This window comes from Bacteroides sp., from assembly GCF_019417265.1.
In the GTDB taxonomy this organism is placed as follows: domain Bacteria; phylum Bacteroidota; class Bacteroidia; order Bacteroidales; family Bacteroidaceae; genus Phocaeicola.
The window spans coordinates 1-16,481 of record NZ_DXVR01000064.1; the positions used below are offsets into that span (position 1 = coordinate 1).

The 16,481-nt window shown below is 42.2% G+C and carries 13 protein-coding genes; 7 read left to right on the top strand and 6 right to left on the bottom strand.

The window, feature by feature from the left end; genetic code table 11:
* The first annotated feature begins 195 nt into the window (after positions 1 to 195).
* From pstS to QZ379_RS08610, 6 genes are all read left to right on the top strand, one after another.
* Positions 196 to 1,245 carry a phosphate ABC transporter substrate-binding protein PstS gene (gene pstS, locus QZ379_RS08585; protein WP_291563193.1) on the top strand — a complete coding sequence of 350 codons (1,050 nt, stop codon included), beginning with the start codon at positions 196 to 198 and terminating at the stop codon, positions 1,243 to 1,245.
* Between the two features lie 44 nt (positions 1,246 to 1,289).
* Positions 1,290 to 2,147, top strand: coding sequence for a phosphate ABC transporter permease subunit PstC (gene pstC, locus QZ379_RS08590; protein ID WP_291563196.1), 858 nt, complete (start codon positions 1,290 to 1,292; stop codon positions 2,145 to 2,147).
* Positions 2,148 to 2,168: 21 nt separating this feature from the next.
* The gene (gene pstA / locus QZ379_RS08595) at positions 2,169 to 3,041 is read left to right on the top strand and encodes a phosphate ABC transporter permease PstA (RefSeq protein ID WP_291563198.1); all 873 of its coding nucleotides are present in this window, start codon (positions 2,169 to 2,171) and stop codon (positions 3,039 to 3,041) included.
* The gene (gene pstB, locus QZ379_RS08600) at positions 3,029 to 3,799 is read left to right on the top strand and encodes a phosphate ABC transporter ATP-binding protein PstB (RefSeq protein ID WP_291563201.1); all 771 of its coding nucleotides are present in this window, start codon (positions 3,029 to 3,031) and stop codon (positions 3,797 to 3,799) included. Before pstA ends, pstB begins: the two co-directional genes overlap by 13 nt.
* A gap of 323 nt (positions 3,800 to 4,122) precedes the next feature.
* The gene (locus tag QZ379_RS08605) at positions 4,123 to 7,443 is read left to right on the top strand and encodes a DUF2723 domain-containing protein (RefSeq protein WP_291563203.1); all 3,321 of its coding nucleotides are present in this window, start codon (positions 4,123 to 4,125) and stop codon (positions 7,441 to 7,443) included.
* An 83-nt stretch (positions 7,444 to 7,526) separates the two neighbouring features.
* Positions 7,527 to 8,141, top strand: coding sequence for a polysaccharide deacetylase family protein (locus QZ379_RS08610; protein WP_291563206.1), 615 nt, complete (start codon positions 7,527 to 7,529; stop codon positions 8,139 to 8,141).
* Between the two features lie 82 nt (positions 8,142 to 8,223).
* On the opposite strand, the gene QZ379_RS08615 is transcribed toward QZ379_RS08610, so the two are convergent.
* The 5 genes from QZ379_RS08615 to QZ379_RS08635 form a co-directional block, all read right to left on the bottom strand.
* Positions 8,224 to 9,450, bottom strand: coding sequence for a DUF4861 domain-containing protein (locus QZ379_RS08615; protein WP_291563209.1), 1,227 nt, complete (start codon positions 9,448 to 9,450; stop codon positions 8,224 to 8,226).
* Positions 9,451 to 9,546: 96 nt separating this feature from the next.
* Entirely contained in the window at positions 9,547 to 10,341 is a 795-nt protein-coding gene (locus tag QZ379_RS08620) for a gluconate 5-dehydrogenase (RefSeq protein ID WP_291563212.1), read from the bottom strand.
* A 165-nt stretch (positions 10,342 to 10,506) separates the two neighbouring features.
* Positions 10,507 to 11,913: a D-alanyl-D-alanine carboxypeptidase/D-alanyl-D-alanine-endopeptidase gene (gene dacB / locus QZ379_RS08625; RefSeq protein ID WP_291563218.1), complete on the bottom strand. Its 1,407-nt coding sequence runs from the start codon at positions 11,911 to 11,913 to the stop codon at positions 10,507 to 10,509.
* 103 nt (positions 11,914 to 12,016) lie between these two features.
* Complete coding sequence (gene lpdA, locus QZ379_RS08630; protein ID WP_291563221.1) at positions 12,017 to 13,363, bottom strand: dihydrolipoyl dehydrogenase; 1,347 nt, start codon at positions 13,361 to 13,363, stop codon at positions 12,017 to 12,019.
* 30 nt (positions 13,364 to 13,393) lie between these two features.
* Positions 13,394 to 13,816, bottom strand: coding sequence for a PH domain-containing protein (locus tag QZ379_RS08635; RefSeq protein WP_291563223.1), 423 nt, complete (start codon positions 13,814 to 13,816; stop codon positions 13,394 to 13,396).
* Positions 13,817 to 14,008: 192 nt separating this feature from the next.
* On the opposite strand from QZ379_RS08635, the gene nadB reads away from it, so the two are divergent.
* On the top strand, positions 14,009 to 15,592 hold the full coding sequence (gene nadB, locus QZ379_RS08640; RefSeq protein ID WP_291563225.1) for an L-aspartate oxidase: 1,584 nt from the start codon (positions 14,009 to 14,011) through the stop codon (positions 15,590 to 15,592).
* Positions 15,593 to 15,651: 59 nt separating this feature from the next.
* Here nadB and QZ379_RS08645 read toward each other — a convergent pair whose 3' ends face one another.
* A complete protein-coding gene (locus tag QZ379_RS08645) occupies positions 15,652 to 16,296 on the bottom strand; it encodes a MarC family protein (protein WP_291563228.1) in 645 nt (214 codons plus the stop codon).
* Between the last annotated feature and the right edge of the window lie 185 nt (positions 16,297 to 16,481).

Sequence of the window (16,481 nt, forward strand, 5' to 3'; positions counted from 1 at the left end):
TAATCAGTGGTAATGACATTATAACAGTCAACCAAAATCAGGAAAAGACAGTTTAAACGCTGTTCAGAAGCCGTTCAGATACTGTTCAGTAAACGTTCAGTGAACACTCGGTGAACGCCTGGTGAGCATCTCCTGAACAGCGGTTAAACGATAATTAAACAACTATAAAACAACAGAATATTAATTTTTTAAGGTATGAAAAAGATTTATTTATCACTCATTGCAGGTGTGTTTGCAGCAATAGTTTCTTCTTGCGGCGGACAGAATTCAAACGGAGTAGAACTTACAGGTGCCGGAGCAACATTCCCACTTCCTTTCTACACAATGTCATTCGACTCTTACGGAACAACAGGCAACAATAAAGTATCATACGGTGGTATCGGTAGTGGCGGTGGTGTCCGCAACCTCAAAGACGGTATCGTTGATTTCGCAGGTAGCGACGCATTCCTTTCAGACAAGGAAATGAGCGAAATGAAACCGGTTGTACACATCCCGACATGTATGGGTGCCGTAGTGTTGGCATACAACCTTCCTGAAATATCAGCTTTGAACCTCTCAGGTGATGTAATAGCTGACATCTTTGCAGGTAAAATCACAAAATGGAACGACGAACGTCTTCAGAAACTGAACCCGGACACAAAACTTCCAGAAAAAGATATCATCCCGGCATATCGTTCAGACGGTAGTGGTACAACTTTCGTGTTCACTGACTATTTGAGCAAAGTAAGCGAAGACTGGAAGAACAACTTCGGTTGCGGTAAGACAGTTGATTTCAAAGTTGGTCAGGCTGCTAAAGGTAACCCGGGTGTAGCAGGTATCATCCGTCAGACTCCATACTCAATCGGTTATATCGGTTCTGAATATGCTTTCGCACAGAAAATCCCATATGCAAGCGTTATGAATGTACGTGGCGAACTCGTTACTCCATCTACAGAAAGTATCTCTGCAGCTGCAGCAGGCGAAATTCCACAGGACACTCGCTGTTCAATCACAAATGCAGACGCTGCAGGTGCATATCCTATCAGCTGCTTCACTTGGTTGATTATCTACAAGGAACAGAACTACTCAGACCGTACAATCGAGCAGGCTCAGGCTACTCTTGACATGCTTCAGTATATGTTGAGCGCAGATGTACAGAAAACAACAGAAACAGTACACTATGCTCCACTGCCACAGAGCGCAATCGAAAAGAGCCTTCAGAACCTGAAAGAAGTTACTTTCGACGGACAGGCAATCTTGAAGTAAGTTAACTTCTCACCTAAAAACTAACAACAAACAACTAAGAAAACATGCAAGACAAGATATTCAAGGCATTACTCATAATATCAGCAATAATAATCCCTGTCATTGGAGTTGGGATTGTATTCTCTTTAGTGAATGATGCTTCAGGAGCATTCGAGCATTTCGGTTTCTGGAATTTCATTTTCTCCGACGAGTGGGTTACTACAGCCGGAAAAGAAAAATACGGAGCACTGCCTTTCATCACAGGTACACTTCTTACAACACTGCTTGCACTGCTCATGTGTATTCCATTCTCGCTTCCTGTAGCACTATTTACCGGTGAATATTTCAAAGGGAAGAAAGTAGCAACCATTCTGAGTACAGTAGTAGATTTGCTGGCAGGTATTCCTTCTATTATCTACGGTTTATGGGGATTCTATGCATTGCGTCACGTATTTATGCACCTCAACCTTTCTCCACAGGGTTCAGGAATCCTTACAGCAGCATTCGTTCTTGCCATAATGATTGTACCATACGCAGCATCACTGAGTGCAGAGTTCATCAAGATGGTACCATCCGACCTTAAGGAAGGAGCTTATGCTATGGGAGCTACCCGTGCCGAAGTAATCCGCCGCGTTATATTCCCTATGGCAGGTTCAGGTATCTTCTCGGCATATATCCTTGCCATCGGACGTGCATTGGGCGAAACAATGACAGTCACAATGCTTATCGGTAACACAAACCAAATGCCTGAAACACTGAGAACAACAGGTAACACTATGGCAAGTATCATCGCCAACCAGTTTGGTGAGGCAGACGGACTGAAACTTTCGTCACTCATCGCAATAGGTCTGCTCCTGTTCCTCATTACAGCTATAATAAACATGATAGGAAAGATACTTATACGCCGCGCCCAGCACGTATAACAAACCAACAATCAGACGAATATGATAGTAAAAGACAATAAACTACAGATACGAAAATTCAAGAATACGCTTCTCTTCTGGACAGTATGCGTCCTGTCCGGTCTGACAGCTATACCATTGCTTGCCATCTTAGGCGAGGTATTCATCAAAGGTTGGGAACAGTTGGGCTGGTCGTTCATTACAGAAGCAACTCCAAACGCATATAAGGCCATGCAGGCAATCGAAGCCGGCCAGACAATTCCGGGAGGTATAGCAAACGGTATCGTGGGAACATTCCTTATGCTTTTCCTTGCTGCAATAGTAGCTATACCTGTAGGCATATTCTGCGGTATCTGCCTTTCTGAGTTCAGAGGAAACTGGTTTACAACTATCGTGAGCTACCTTACCGACCTTCTTCAGGGAACACCATCCATTATCATAGGTATCATCACATACATCTGGGTAGTAGTCCCAATGAAAGGATATTCGGCTTTTGCCGGCAGTATGGCACTGTTCATCATGATGCTTCCACTCATAATCCGTTCTACAGAAGAGACTATGAAAATTCTTCCCGAAACACTCAAAGAGGCAGGTCTTGCACTCGGAGGAAGTTATTGGAGAGTAATGCTCCAGGTAATGGTTCCATCGGCATTCGGAAGTATTTTCACAGGTATCCTTCTTGCCATTTCGCGTGTAGTAGGCGAAACAGCACCACTTATGTTTACAGCACTTGGAGGTGCGGCTATCAGTTGGAACATGGCACGCCCGATGTCGGCAGTACCATTGCTTATCTGGGAGTTCTTCAACGACCCTAACCTCCAAAGCCTCATCTGGGGAGCATCCTTGTTCCTGCTCACCTTCGTATTATGTTTAAACTTATTAGCTAAAAGAATTGCGAAAAAATGGAAAATATAAAAGACCCTATCCTTCAGATTCAGAACGTATCAATATCATATACAGGTAAAATAATGGCAGTGAAGAATGTAAGCGCTGATGTTGAGAAAAATACCATCACTGCCATCATGGGACCTTCAGGCTGCGGTAAGAGTACATTGCTCCGTGCGGTAAACCGTATGCACGAACTTTACAAGAATATCAACGTTACGGGTAAGATATTGCTTAACGGCGAAAACGTACTCGAAATGGACCCTACGGAAGAACGTCGACGCATCGGTATGGTGTTCCAGCGTCCTAACCCGTTCCCTACAATGAACATCTACGATAATGTTCTTGCAGGTTACATTCTGAACGGCATAAAACTCTCCAAGAGCAAGAAAGACGAAATAGTGGAACGCAATCTCCGCAACGTAATGCTTTGGGACGAGGTGAAAGACTCACTCACAAAACGTGGTACTTTCCTTTCAGGAGGTCAGCAGCAGCGTCTGTGCATCGCACGTTCGCTCGCTCTCCAGCCTGACATCCTGCTTATGGACGAACCGACTTCTGCACTTGACCCTATCGCGACAAAACACATCGAGGAACTTCTTATCGAACTGAAGAAGGAGGTGACTATCCTTATCGTGACACACAATATGTCGCAGGCAAAACGTATCTCAGACCGCTCAATGTTCATGTTCCTGGGCGAGCTGATAGAATACGATAACACACAGAAAATGTTTACCAATCCTGAGGACGAACGCACTCGTGCATACCTCACCGGTAAAATGGGATAATAATATTTATGTTGTAGTAGGAGAAGGACTGTTTCCTGCCTTTGGGCGGGAAAACGGTCTTTTTTCAACTTAAACAAAACGCCCCGTCATTCAAATCAAAATGCTTCGTCGTTCAATCCAAAACGACGAAGCATTTTTTTTCCAACATATCATACCCGTATTTATAAAGAAACTTTAAGATTGTCAAACTGTTATCATTTTCAATTCTTTATTATCTTTGCGCTTGTTTTTAACGATAATAACAGAACCAACGGTAAACGAAGTTAACCAACGGTCAATGAAATGAAATTAACCAACGGTCAACAAAGTTAAATATTTAATTCATGAAACAGTACAACAAGATTAACAATCTGGTAGGATGGCTTGCTTTCGCCATTGCAGCTATAACTTACAGCATGACTATCGAGCCTACAGCCAGTTTCTGGGACTGCCCGGAATTTATCACCACCGGTTACAAACTGGAAGTAGGACACCCGCCTGGCGCACCTTTCTTCATGCTTACGGCTAACTTATTCAGTCTGTTCGCTTCCGACCCTTCACAAGTGGCACTGATGGTAAATATCATGAGTGCATTGATGAGTGCGGCATGTATTCTTTTCCTTTTCTGGAGTATCACACATCTTACAAAGAAACTGGTATGTCCTGACATTGAGGATATGACAACCGGCAAACTGATTACCATTATGGGCTCAGGTCTGGTAGGTGCTTTGGCATATACATGGAGCGACACATTCTGGTTCAGTGCTGTAGAAGGCGAGGTTTATGCTTATTCAAGCTTGTTTACAGCTGTGGTTTTCTGGCTTATTCTGAAATGGGAGAACCGTGCTAACGAACCTCACAGCGACCGCTGGCTGATATTGATTGCTTATCTTACAGGACTTTCGATAGGTGTACACTTGCTTAACCTGCTGTGTATTCCTGCCATTGTATTGGTTTATTACTACAAGAAAAATCCTGAAGCAAATCTTAAAGGAAGTCTTCTTGCTCTCTGCGGTTCAATGGTTATCATTGCTGCAGTGCTTTACGGTATCGTACCGGGTATTGTGAAAGTGGGAGGATGGTTTGAACTGTTGTTCGTAAACAGTCTTGGAATGCCTTTCAACACAGGTCTTATAATATACATCATAATCATGGCGGCATCTCTTATCTGGGGTGTTTACGAAAGTTATACAGTGAGAAGCCGCAAACTGATGAATATATCCTTCCTGCTTACATTGGGACTTCTCGGTATTCCTTTCTACGGACACGGATGGAGCAGTATAATAATCGGTATAATAGTGCTAGGTATATTGGCCGCATACCTGTTTGCCGACCTTAGCGAAAAATACCGTGTCAGCGCACGTACACTGAACACATCTCTTTTGGCACTGATGATGATAGTAGTGGGATATTCTTCGTATGCAGTAATCGTGATACGTTCGTCGGCCAATACCCCTATGGACCAGAACTCACCGGAAGACATATTCACTCTTGGTGAATACTTGGGACGTGAACAGTATGGTACACGACCTCTGTTCTACGGTCAGACTTATGCCTCAAAACCGGCATTGAAACAGGTTGACGGAGGATGTGTGTATGATGTGGTTGAAGGTGCTCCGGTATATCAGCGTAAGGAAAAGGAAACTCCTGACGAAAAGGACAGCTACGAAATAGTTCGTCACAGAACAGACTATAAATATGCACAGAATATGCTGTTTCCACGTATGTACAGCGAATCGCATGCCCAGGCATATGAATCTTGGGTAGGAGGCATAAAAGGAAAGCAGGTTCCTTACGACCAATGTGGAGAAATGATTATGGTTAAAATCCCTACACAATGGGAAAACATCAAGTTTTTCTTTATATACCAGCTAAACTACATGTACTGGAGATACTTCATGTGGAACTTTGCCGGACGACAGAACGACATACAGGGTCAGGGAGAAATAGAGCATGGAAACTGGATTACGGGTATTCCGTTTATAGACAATATGCTCGTAGGCGACCAGACATTACTGCCTGACAGTCTGAAAAACAACAAGGGACACAACGTATTCTACTGTCTGCCTCTGATATTGGGACTTATAGGTCTGTTCTGGCAGGCATATAAGGGCGACAAGGGAATACAGCAGTTCTGGATTGTATTCTTCCTGTTCTTCATGACAGGTCTCGCTATTGTGCTTTACCTGAACCAGACTCCGCTGCAGCCACGTGAACGTGATTATGCTTATGCCGGTTCATTCTATGCCTTTGCAATATGGATTGGTCTTGGTGTGGCCGGTATCACTGAATATCTGCGCAAGAAGATGAACGAAACTACTGCTGCTTCCATCACGGCTGTTTTGTGTCTGCTTGTACCTCTGCAGATGGTAAGCCAGACTTGGGACGACCACGACCGTAGCGGACGTTATACTTGCCGCGATTTCGGACAGAACTATCTGAAGACTGTTCAGGAAGAAGGATGTCCTATCATATTCACAAACGGTGACAATGATACTTTCCCATTGTGGTACAACCAGGAAACTGAAGGTTTCCGTACCGATGTACGTGTATGTAACCTCAGCTACCTCCAGACAGACTGGTATATAGACCAGATGAAACGTCCTGCATATGACTCTCCTTCTGTACCTATCAACTGGGAGCGTATCGACTACGTTTCCGGACATAACGAGGCTGTATATGTCCGTCCGGAGGCTATGCAGACTATCAACAACTATTACAAGCAGAATCCTGAAGAGGCAAAAGCTGAATTCGGTGAGAATCCGTACGAGCTGAAGAACATCCTTGAACACTGGGTGAGAAACTCTAAGGACGGACTTCAGATGATTCCTACTGACAGTATAGTAATCAAGCTTGATAAGGAAGCCATCAAACGCTCCGGAATGCTTACACCGGACTCTATACCTGACTATATGCACTTGTCGCTGAAAGGTAAGAGAGTATTGTATAAGAGTGAACTTATGATGCTCGAAATGCTTGCCAACACCAACTGGGAAAGACCGCTTTATATGGCTATCACAGTAGGCTCTGATAATCATCTTAACCTGACAAACAACTTCCTGCAGGAAGGTCTTGCTTACAGAATAACTCCTTTCGACAACAAGAAGTTGGGTAGAAGCATAGACAGCGAAAAGATGTACGATAACCTGATGAACAAGTTCAAGTTCGGCGGTATAGATAATCCTGACATCTATCTGGACGAGACTGTGACACGTATGTGCGACACTCACAGACGTATGTTCGTACAGCTCAGTACCCAGCTTATAAAGGAAGGCAAGAAAGACAAGGCTGTAAAGGCTTTGGATTATTGCGAAAAAGTTATTCCAAGCACTACTGTAAGGCATGACTACATTTACAGCAGTTCTAAGGAAATGGCTGACAACTATATCACACTTGGCGAATATAAGAAAGCTGAGAATATCCTCGACCAGATAGCAGACAACAATGTACAGTACATTACATGGTATCTGAGCCTTGATGACTCACGCTTTGCACTGTCGTACGAGAACTGTCTGCGTAATATCTACTGTCTGGATGAGATATGCAAGAGCCTGGAAAAAATAAAGGACGACAAAACCGGTGAGGTATGCCAGACTGCCGTTCACTATAACCAGAAGTTCCAGGAACTGTACTCGCTGCTTGAGACTAGAGTCGGAAAGAATTGAAAACAATAAGTTGTTAGTTGTTGGTTCTTAGTTTTTAGAGCCATGCAGATACAACTGACAACTAAAAACTAACAACTAAAAAAATGTTTATAGAACAACCCCCACAACTAATAAGATACCTTTATCCATCTGCCATATGGCGGATGGATAAAGACGAAAGGGCTGTATATCTGACATTCGACGATGGTCCGATTCCAAGAGTCACTCCGTGGGTTCTTGACGTCCTCGACAGATATGGAATAAAGGCCACTTTCTTTATGGTGGGAGATAATATCCGCAAACATCCTGATGAGTTCCGTATGGTAGTGGAAAGAGGACACAGAATAGGGAATCACACATTCAACCATATCCGCGGACTGAGCTATGACATAAACTCATATCTCGAAAACACGGATAAGGCATGCAGAATGATGATGAACACCAACCTCTTCAGACCGCCTCACGGATATATGAGCCCGAAACAGTATGCCGAGCTGAAGAAAAGATACAAGATTATAATGTGGGACTTGGTAACACGAGATTATAACCGCAAGTTCAACGGCGAACAGATACTGCAGAAAGTAAAGAAATATGTCCGCAACGGCTCTATAATCACTTTCCACGACTCACTGAAATCGGAAGAAAACATCAGATATGCCCTGCCTAAGGCTATAGAATGGCTTATGGAACAGGGATATGAATTTAAGGTTTTCGATTAGACACAGAAACAAATAAAGCCATCATTACATTGGTATCAGATACCGGTAATGATGGCTTGTTTTCATTATAAATAGTAGGTTGTTATTTTACTGTAACAGACAACGGGTTTCTAACTTTCTTGGCATATTCTTCAAGATATGAGTTCCATTTCTCATCATCGAATCCGCATTTACTCCATGCAGAACCCCAATAATATTCGAACTCATCGCCCGGCTGGTATGTATTGATACCCATAACATGGCCTACAGCTCCTGATACAGGCTTGTCAAAAGACTGGAACTTGGCAACTTCCAACTGGTTAGGGAACACAGCTCCCAAATAGATTATACCGTTATTGGCCTTAACATCAGTAGTTGGATCTGCATATGCAATATATCCGGCATTAGCATCCATGGAATATTTGTCAGGTGCAGCATCATGAACGACCAAACCTACTCCAATCGGATAATCCTTCTTAAGTGAAGTATAGCTTACTGTTGTCTTGTTCAGATGAGAACCTTTATCTAACTGAATCACACGTGTTTCAACCACAGTAGTATCACCATCAATAGTAAGAGGATTGAATTCCATCTTGACAGTAAATCTAAGCGGACCATTGTCCAATATCTCATAACTATTATAACAATAAGGATAAGCTAAAACAGAATCAGGCATCAAAGCTGCTGTTCCGCCTCCCAAAGTAGGACCTACGGCATAGCAGTCCATACCATTGCCATGATCTATATGATAAGAGATAGCTTTCGAGATACTGTCAGCTTCAGCTTTCTTACCTTCTTCACGGAGTTTTTTAATCATTGCTCTGGCATCCTTGTCAAGCTCCATAGCATAACGGTCTTCTACAACAAGTTCGGAAACACTCTTAGTAAAGACATCATATCCGTATGCCTGTTCTCCTTTTTTCTGCAATGCAGGACCATATGCACGATACGCAGCCTTGTCATTTTCCCAAGCCACATCGTCAAGTCTTTCAGGATACTGACGACCGTAAACCACGGTATTTACATGCGAAGGCTGTCCCTTAGTTATACTGTAAGATGCGGTAGCTTCAGCCTTTACTGTAGCAGGGAATATAATCTTATTGTCTGCTGTAAGCTGATATGGTACTTCTACATTGTTTTCGTCTACGATAATAAATTCTGCTGTTTCGTCAAGTTTCAGTTTACCCAATACGTCGTCGGCAGAAATCTCTACTATTTCTTCCACGCGGTCTATTTTCAATGGGTTTGAAACAGAAACTGTAACTCCTTTCTCCTGTGCACACGAAGCCATCATAGCAACAACAGCAGCAGATACAAATAACTTTTTCATACTCAATTTATAAGGCTTAAAACAAAAAAAGTCCTACCGGAAAGCAATATTCCGGCAGGACCATATATAATATTATTCTCTATTGGCGACCATTAATTATTTAGGCTGCTTTCCGATGTATGCCAAGATACCACCGTCAACGTACAATACGTGACCGTTTACGAAGTTAGAAGCATCTGAAGCCAAGAATACAGCCGGACCTGCCAAGTCTTCCGGGTTACCCCAACGAGCAGCAGGAGTCTTAGCTATAATGAATGCATCGAATGGATGACGTGAGCCGTCTGCCTGACGTTCGCGAAGAGGAGCAGTCTGAGGAGTAGCGATATAACCAGGGCCGATACCGTTACACTGGATGTTGAATTCACCATATTCAGAAGCAATGTTGCGAGTAAGCATCTTAAGACCACCCTTAGCAGCAGCATATGCAGAAACTGTTTCACGACCAAGTTCACTCATCATAGAGCAGATGTTGATAATCTTTCCGTGACCTTTCTTTATCATGCTTGGGATAACTGCCTTAGAAACGATGAATGGAGCGTTTAGGTCTACATCGATTACCTGACGGAATTCAGCAGCAGTCATTTCAGTCATAGGAATACGCTTGATGATACCTGCATTGTTAACCAAGATATCGATAACGCCTACTTCCTTTTCAATCTGAGCAACCATAGCGTTAACTGCTTCTTCGTTAGTAACATCGCATACATAACCGTGAGCATCGATACCGAGTTCTTTGTAAGCAGCGATACCTTTATCTACCAATTCCTGTTTGATGTCATTAAATACGATTTTTGCACCAGCCTTAGCATATGCAGAAGCAATAGCAAAACCGATACCGTAAGATGCACCTGTTACAAGAGCAACCTTACCTTCAAGTGAAAAGTTTACCATAATAATACAATTAATAAATACTGTTTAATAAATCATCTCCACAAAAGTAATAAATTATTCCCGTTATCGCACACAAAAATGTACAGAATATGTACAAAAATGTTTAATATCATAGAAATAACATGTTTTTAAATATTTATATATATAGTTTTGCCTTGATATATGTCAATCACATGTAGAAAGAATATTACAAATCTCATCCTGAAAACGACGTGCCGAGACATATTTCAGAACATTCTGATTGATAATGACAAATGCAATGGTATGTCTGGCAGGAGAAGTGACATAACCGGCCAACGAACATACACCTGTCAGAGTTCCTGTCTTTGCCCGAACGTTTCTGAATGTTTTTCCTTTACCCATCCTGTATTGCAATGTTCCGTCAATACCGGCTATCGGCAGACTGTCATAGAACGGATGGAATATCAATGGTGAGCTGAAAGCGTATTTCAGATAGCCCATTATAAGTTCAGGAGATACATAGTTATAGTCGGACACTCCGCAACCGTCCACAATCCTGAATTTACGGCTGTCGAAGCCTATATCGGTCTTCAGAAACTTATAGATGGCATTCTGTCCGTCCTTATGACTGAGGTTCTTCTTACCGTTGCTGATTTCTCTCGTCGCATGAAAGAACAGGGCTTCGGCAGATAGATTGTCACTCTCTTTCAATGCACGTTTCAGCACCTCATCTATATCTCTATATACTGTAATTATACCTTTAGTATTCTCAGGCATATCACCATATGCAACACTATCCTTTGGGATAAATATTCCCTTTCCCTGCAACTGATAGCGGAGTGTATGCATAAAGAAGCCTTTTGTATCGAAAATATTCATCGAAGTGCTTGTCTTATGTCTTACATTGCCGGATATGGTTATTGTATTGTCGTTGTGAAGCCAGCCGCGTGTTGCCCTTACATTACCTCCTGAAGCAGAAGTTGTATTATCAACGGTATAAAAATCCGATTCCGGTTTAATTTCCACATTAGCTTTTCCCCCGGAAGGAGATATGCTGATGTTTACACACCCACGGTTCAGCATCAAAGGCGAAAGGTATGGCTGGAAAGTATCGGGAGTATCATCCCATGCCCATCCCGGCCCCCAATAAACGGAATCCATCATCGACACATCGCCTATCAGACGGCCTTTCACACCGTGTACACCTATATTCGATATGGCTTCTACCATAGTGTCCATATCTTCCTGCATAAATTCAGGGTCGAAATCGCCTTTCACATATATATCTCCGTATAGTGTGTCGCCTTCAATATATCCTGAATACGACAGTCCTGTCTTTATCTGATAATCCTTGCCAAGAACGGAAAGTGCTGTTACCGAAGTTATGACTTTTTCTACAGAAGCCGGCCTGTACAGTTTTTCTGCCTGGTATCTGTATAATTCCTGTTTCGATGTGAGGTCATATACCAGAATTCCGACTTCGGACGTATTCAGAAATGAGGAGTGGCTGATAAGCGAATCTATTCTGTCGGCTATTATCTGCGAATATGATGACACACAGAACAGAAGCATAGTGAATAATGAGAATGTTTTGAAAATAGTTCTTGTCATGTTTATCTCGTTCTTATTTATATATCGTTTAAACGGTTTTTAAACGCCGTTTAAAAAGCATTTAAAAACCGTCTACAAATATAGCGAGATTTGAAATAAAAGATTAAAACTCTCTGAAAATTTCACCAACAGTAGGATGTGGGAAGACATATTTCCTGAAATCCTCAAGTTTCCTGCCTTCTTCTATCATCATTCCGGCTATCACTATAAGTTCCGATGCGGGATTTCCTAATATATGCGCTCCTATTATAGTATTATTGGAAGTTGTAATTATCTTGCATACACCGTTCATTCCTTCATTCTCGGCAACAAACCTTCCGGAATATGCCATAGGAAGTTTCACTGCTTTATAATCGAATCCTGCCATTTTGGCCATTTCTTCAGTCAGACCCACAGATGCCACTTCCGGAGTTGTATATACCACTCCCGGAATGGCCTTATAACTCATATTGTCGTCTTTTCCACATATATGACTGACTGCAACCTCTGCTTCTCTCACTGCGGTATGGGCAAGCATAGAGAAGCCTGTGATATCACCGCAAGCATAAACTCCATCGACTGAAGTCATCATAGTCTTGGTATCAATCTTGATTCTCTGTTGCAGAGTAAACTCAAGAGATAGATTTTCCAGCCCATATCCTTCTGTACAGGCATGTCGTCCGGCACTGACCAACAGTTTCGCGGATTCCACACATCCTTCGCCGTCTGCAGTCTGATACTTAACAGTGACTTGTCCTGAATCTCCGTTGCATATTTCAGTCACCTTGGCATCAAGTATGAAGCTGATGCCTTTCTTTGCGTATTCGGCTCTAAGAAGAGAAGCAATCTCTTTATCTATTCCTCCAAGGATTTCTGAAGTCATTTCGATGACAGTGACTTTCACTCCAAGGCTACAGAAATATGATGCAAACTCCATTCCTATGACTCCACCGCCTATTATAGCAAGACTTTCTGGCTGTTCCTTGCAGTCGAGGGCTTCTCTGTGTGTCCAGTAGTCTATGCTGTCCAATCCTTTGACAGGAGGTACAAATGTTCTGCTGCCTGTGCATAGCATCAGTTTTTCACATTTGTACACCTCATCACCGCATTTAATCGTGTTCTTATCCTGTATATAAGCCTCTCCTGAAACTACAGCAACACCCGCCTCGCTCATCTTGTTTTTTATTCCAAGCACAAGCTTACGGACTACTTTCTGTTTTCGGCTTACTATCTTTGCAAGGTCAAATGATACATTATCTACCTTTACAGCATATTTTGAGGCATTTCTTGCCCCATCAAGAACTTTTGCAGAATATAACAATGTCTTAGTCGGAATACATCCTTCGTTAAGGCAAACGCCCCCTAAAGCATTTTTCTCGAAAAGAACTACACTCAGACCGGCTTTACCGGCTGCTTCGGCAGCAGAATAACCGGCCGGTCCGCCACCAATAATAGCTAATTGAAAATCCATAGTATATAAAGGTATAAAGTTAGTTAGTGTTTACTCCAAGATTGCAATCTTGCCGTTCATCGATTTCAGTTTTGAGATAAAAGAATCTTTATTCCGCGGTGAAACCTGCACTTTAATGGTTTTATTGTTCCCGTTGTATTTTATCTCAAGTCTGTAGAAAGACAATGCCGGAGCCCAGAATATCATTGAACGAACCGGCCTGACAGATTCTATCTGGTCTATATTCAGAGTGAAACCTTTCACAAAACGGCCTGTTTCCACTCTCAAAAGACCGCTATCTGTTATTACATATTGAGTGTGTATAAGCATTTCTATCTCATATATCACTAATATGGCCATAATCAGCGCCAACACCGTGTCGTGCATCCAGAAGAAAAAGAAGAGAAGAAGAGATGTGACAGATATAAGAATCCAATACCACCATCCAACTTCGGTCTTAAACGTTCTATCCATATATTCAAGAATTTATCAACAACCAAATAATTTTCTGTGAAGATAAAAATTAATTTACTAATAAACCACTAAATCGGATTTTCTTTATCTGTTTTTATGATTTATTTCATTGAAAAGTTTTATAAAATAACCGTATGCCATGAGCTATATGACAACTTTTTAGTAGTTTTGCATCGTAGATACAAATTTATTATGGTTAGGAAATTCGATTTTCTCGTTATCGGCTCTGGTATTGCCGGAATGAGTTTTGCGCTTAAAGTGGCGCATAAAGGATCGGTTGCATTGATATGCAAGGCCGGAATGGAAGAAGCCAATACTTATTTTGCACAAGGAGGTATTGCTTCTGTTACGAATCTCAAAGTTGACAACTTTGAGAAACATATCCATGACACAATGGTTGCAGGCGACTGGATAAGCGACCCTGCCGCTGTAGAAAAAGTCATTACTAACGCCCCTAAGCAGATAGAGGAACTGATAAAGTGGGGAGTTGACTTCGACAAAAATGATAAAGGAGAATTCGACCTGCATAAAGAAGGTGGTCATTCCGAATTCAGAATCCTTCACCACAAGGATAATACAGGAGCTGAAATCCAGACCAGCCTGATTGAAGCAGTAAAACAGAATCCGAATATTACTATATTCTCAAATTTCTATGCCGTTGAGCTTATCACTCAGCATCATCTCGGTATAATTGTTACACGTCACACACCGGGGATAAAATGTTTCGGAGCATACATTCTAAATGAACAAACCGGTGAGGTTGACACTTTCCTATCTAAAGTCACAGTTATGGCTACAGGAGGATGTGAGGCTGTGTACAGACACACTACAAACCCACTTGTGGCTACAGGCGACGGTATAGCAATGGTATATCGTGCGAAAGGTGCCGTAAAGGATATGGAGTTCATACAGTTCCACCCTACTGCACTATTCCATCCGGGCGACCGTCCAAGCTTCCTTATAACTGAGGCTATGCGCGGATATGGCGGTGTCCTCAGAAACCTTGCCGGAGAAGAATTCATGCATAAGTATGACCCACGCCTGTCATTGGCTCCTCGCGATATAGTGGCACGTGCCATAGACAGCGAGATGAAACAGCGCGGTGAGGACCATGTTTATCTCGATGTAACTCACAAAGACCCAGAAGAAACCAAGAAACATTTCCCTAACATATACAAGAAATGTCTGAGCCTTGGTATAGACATCACAAAAGACTATATCCCTGTTGCCCCTGCAGCCCACTACCTTTGCGGAGGTATTAAAGTTGATTTGGACGGACAGTCAAGCATACGCCGTCTGTATGCCATAGGCGAATGTTCATGCACAGGTCTCCACGGAGGAAACCGTCTGGCATCAAACTCACTGATTGAAGCAATAGTTTATGCAGATGCAGCAGCACAGCATGCAGTGAGCGTTATCGACAGATACGACTTCAATGAAGACATCCCTGAATGGAATGACGAAGGTACAATCAGTACTGAGGAAAGAGTGCTCATCACTCAAAGCATGAACGAAGTAAACCAGATTATGGAATCGTACGTCGGTATTGTGAGAAGTAATCTCCGCCTTGTCAGAGCATGGAACAGACTTGATATCCTCTATGAAGAGACAGAAAGACTGTTCAAGCGCGTTAAGGCCTCACGAGAGATATGCGAACTCAGAAACATGATTAACGTAGGATATCTTATCACACGTCAGGCTATGGAAAGAAAAGAAAGTCGAGGACTGCATTACACTATCGACTATCCTAAACATTCCGATGACAACAAGCAATAATAAATAAAAACCAGAACGACCGTTGCTCCAATGAAGTAACGGTCGTTCTGGTTTTATATCTACAATGAAGGATTGTGTATTATTTCGAGCAATATCGGCTTTACTCCTCCTACGAAGCATTCCACGGCTATCACCATCAGAATAAGTCCCATCAGTCGCATCATAACATTATTGCCAGTCTCTCCCATAATCTTCACCAGACGAGTCGACAGACGTAGAATAATATATGTCAATATATAAACTATTGCGATTACACTTATGAGCGTTGCTTTCAGGACCCAGCTGTCCGCATCATCCATCAGAATTATCCCGTTTGCTATGGCTCCGGGACCACATAACATAGGAATTGACAATGGAGTAATGGATATATCATTTGCATATGCCTTTATTTCCTCATCTTTTAGCTTTGTATTCGTATATCTTGCCTGAAGCATATCATATCCTATCTTAAGAATAATAATGCCTGCAGCAATTCTAAAACCGTTTGTAGAGATACCAAAGAATTTGAAAAGGAACTGACCGCAGAATGTAAAGCCAATCAGAATAAGAAATGAGATAATCGTAGCTCGTTTCACGATATGACTTCTTTCACTTTCATCCAAACCTTTTGTCATAGTCAGAAACACCGGCATTGTACCCAAAGGGTTTGTAAGAGTAAAGAACGATGTAAAACACAACAGTGCATAAGGAAGTATTGTTTCCATAATAAAAACGTTTTATATAATCAATACAAAGATATATCAGATTTTCATATAATGGAAACAGTTTCTTAAATTAAAACAAAGACTAAAAAACGAAAGTCCCCGAAGTATCTCTACCTCGGGGACTTTTCTGTTAAAACGGCAGCTACCTACTCTCCCACAATATGCAGTACCATCGGCGTGACGAA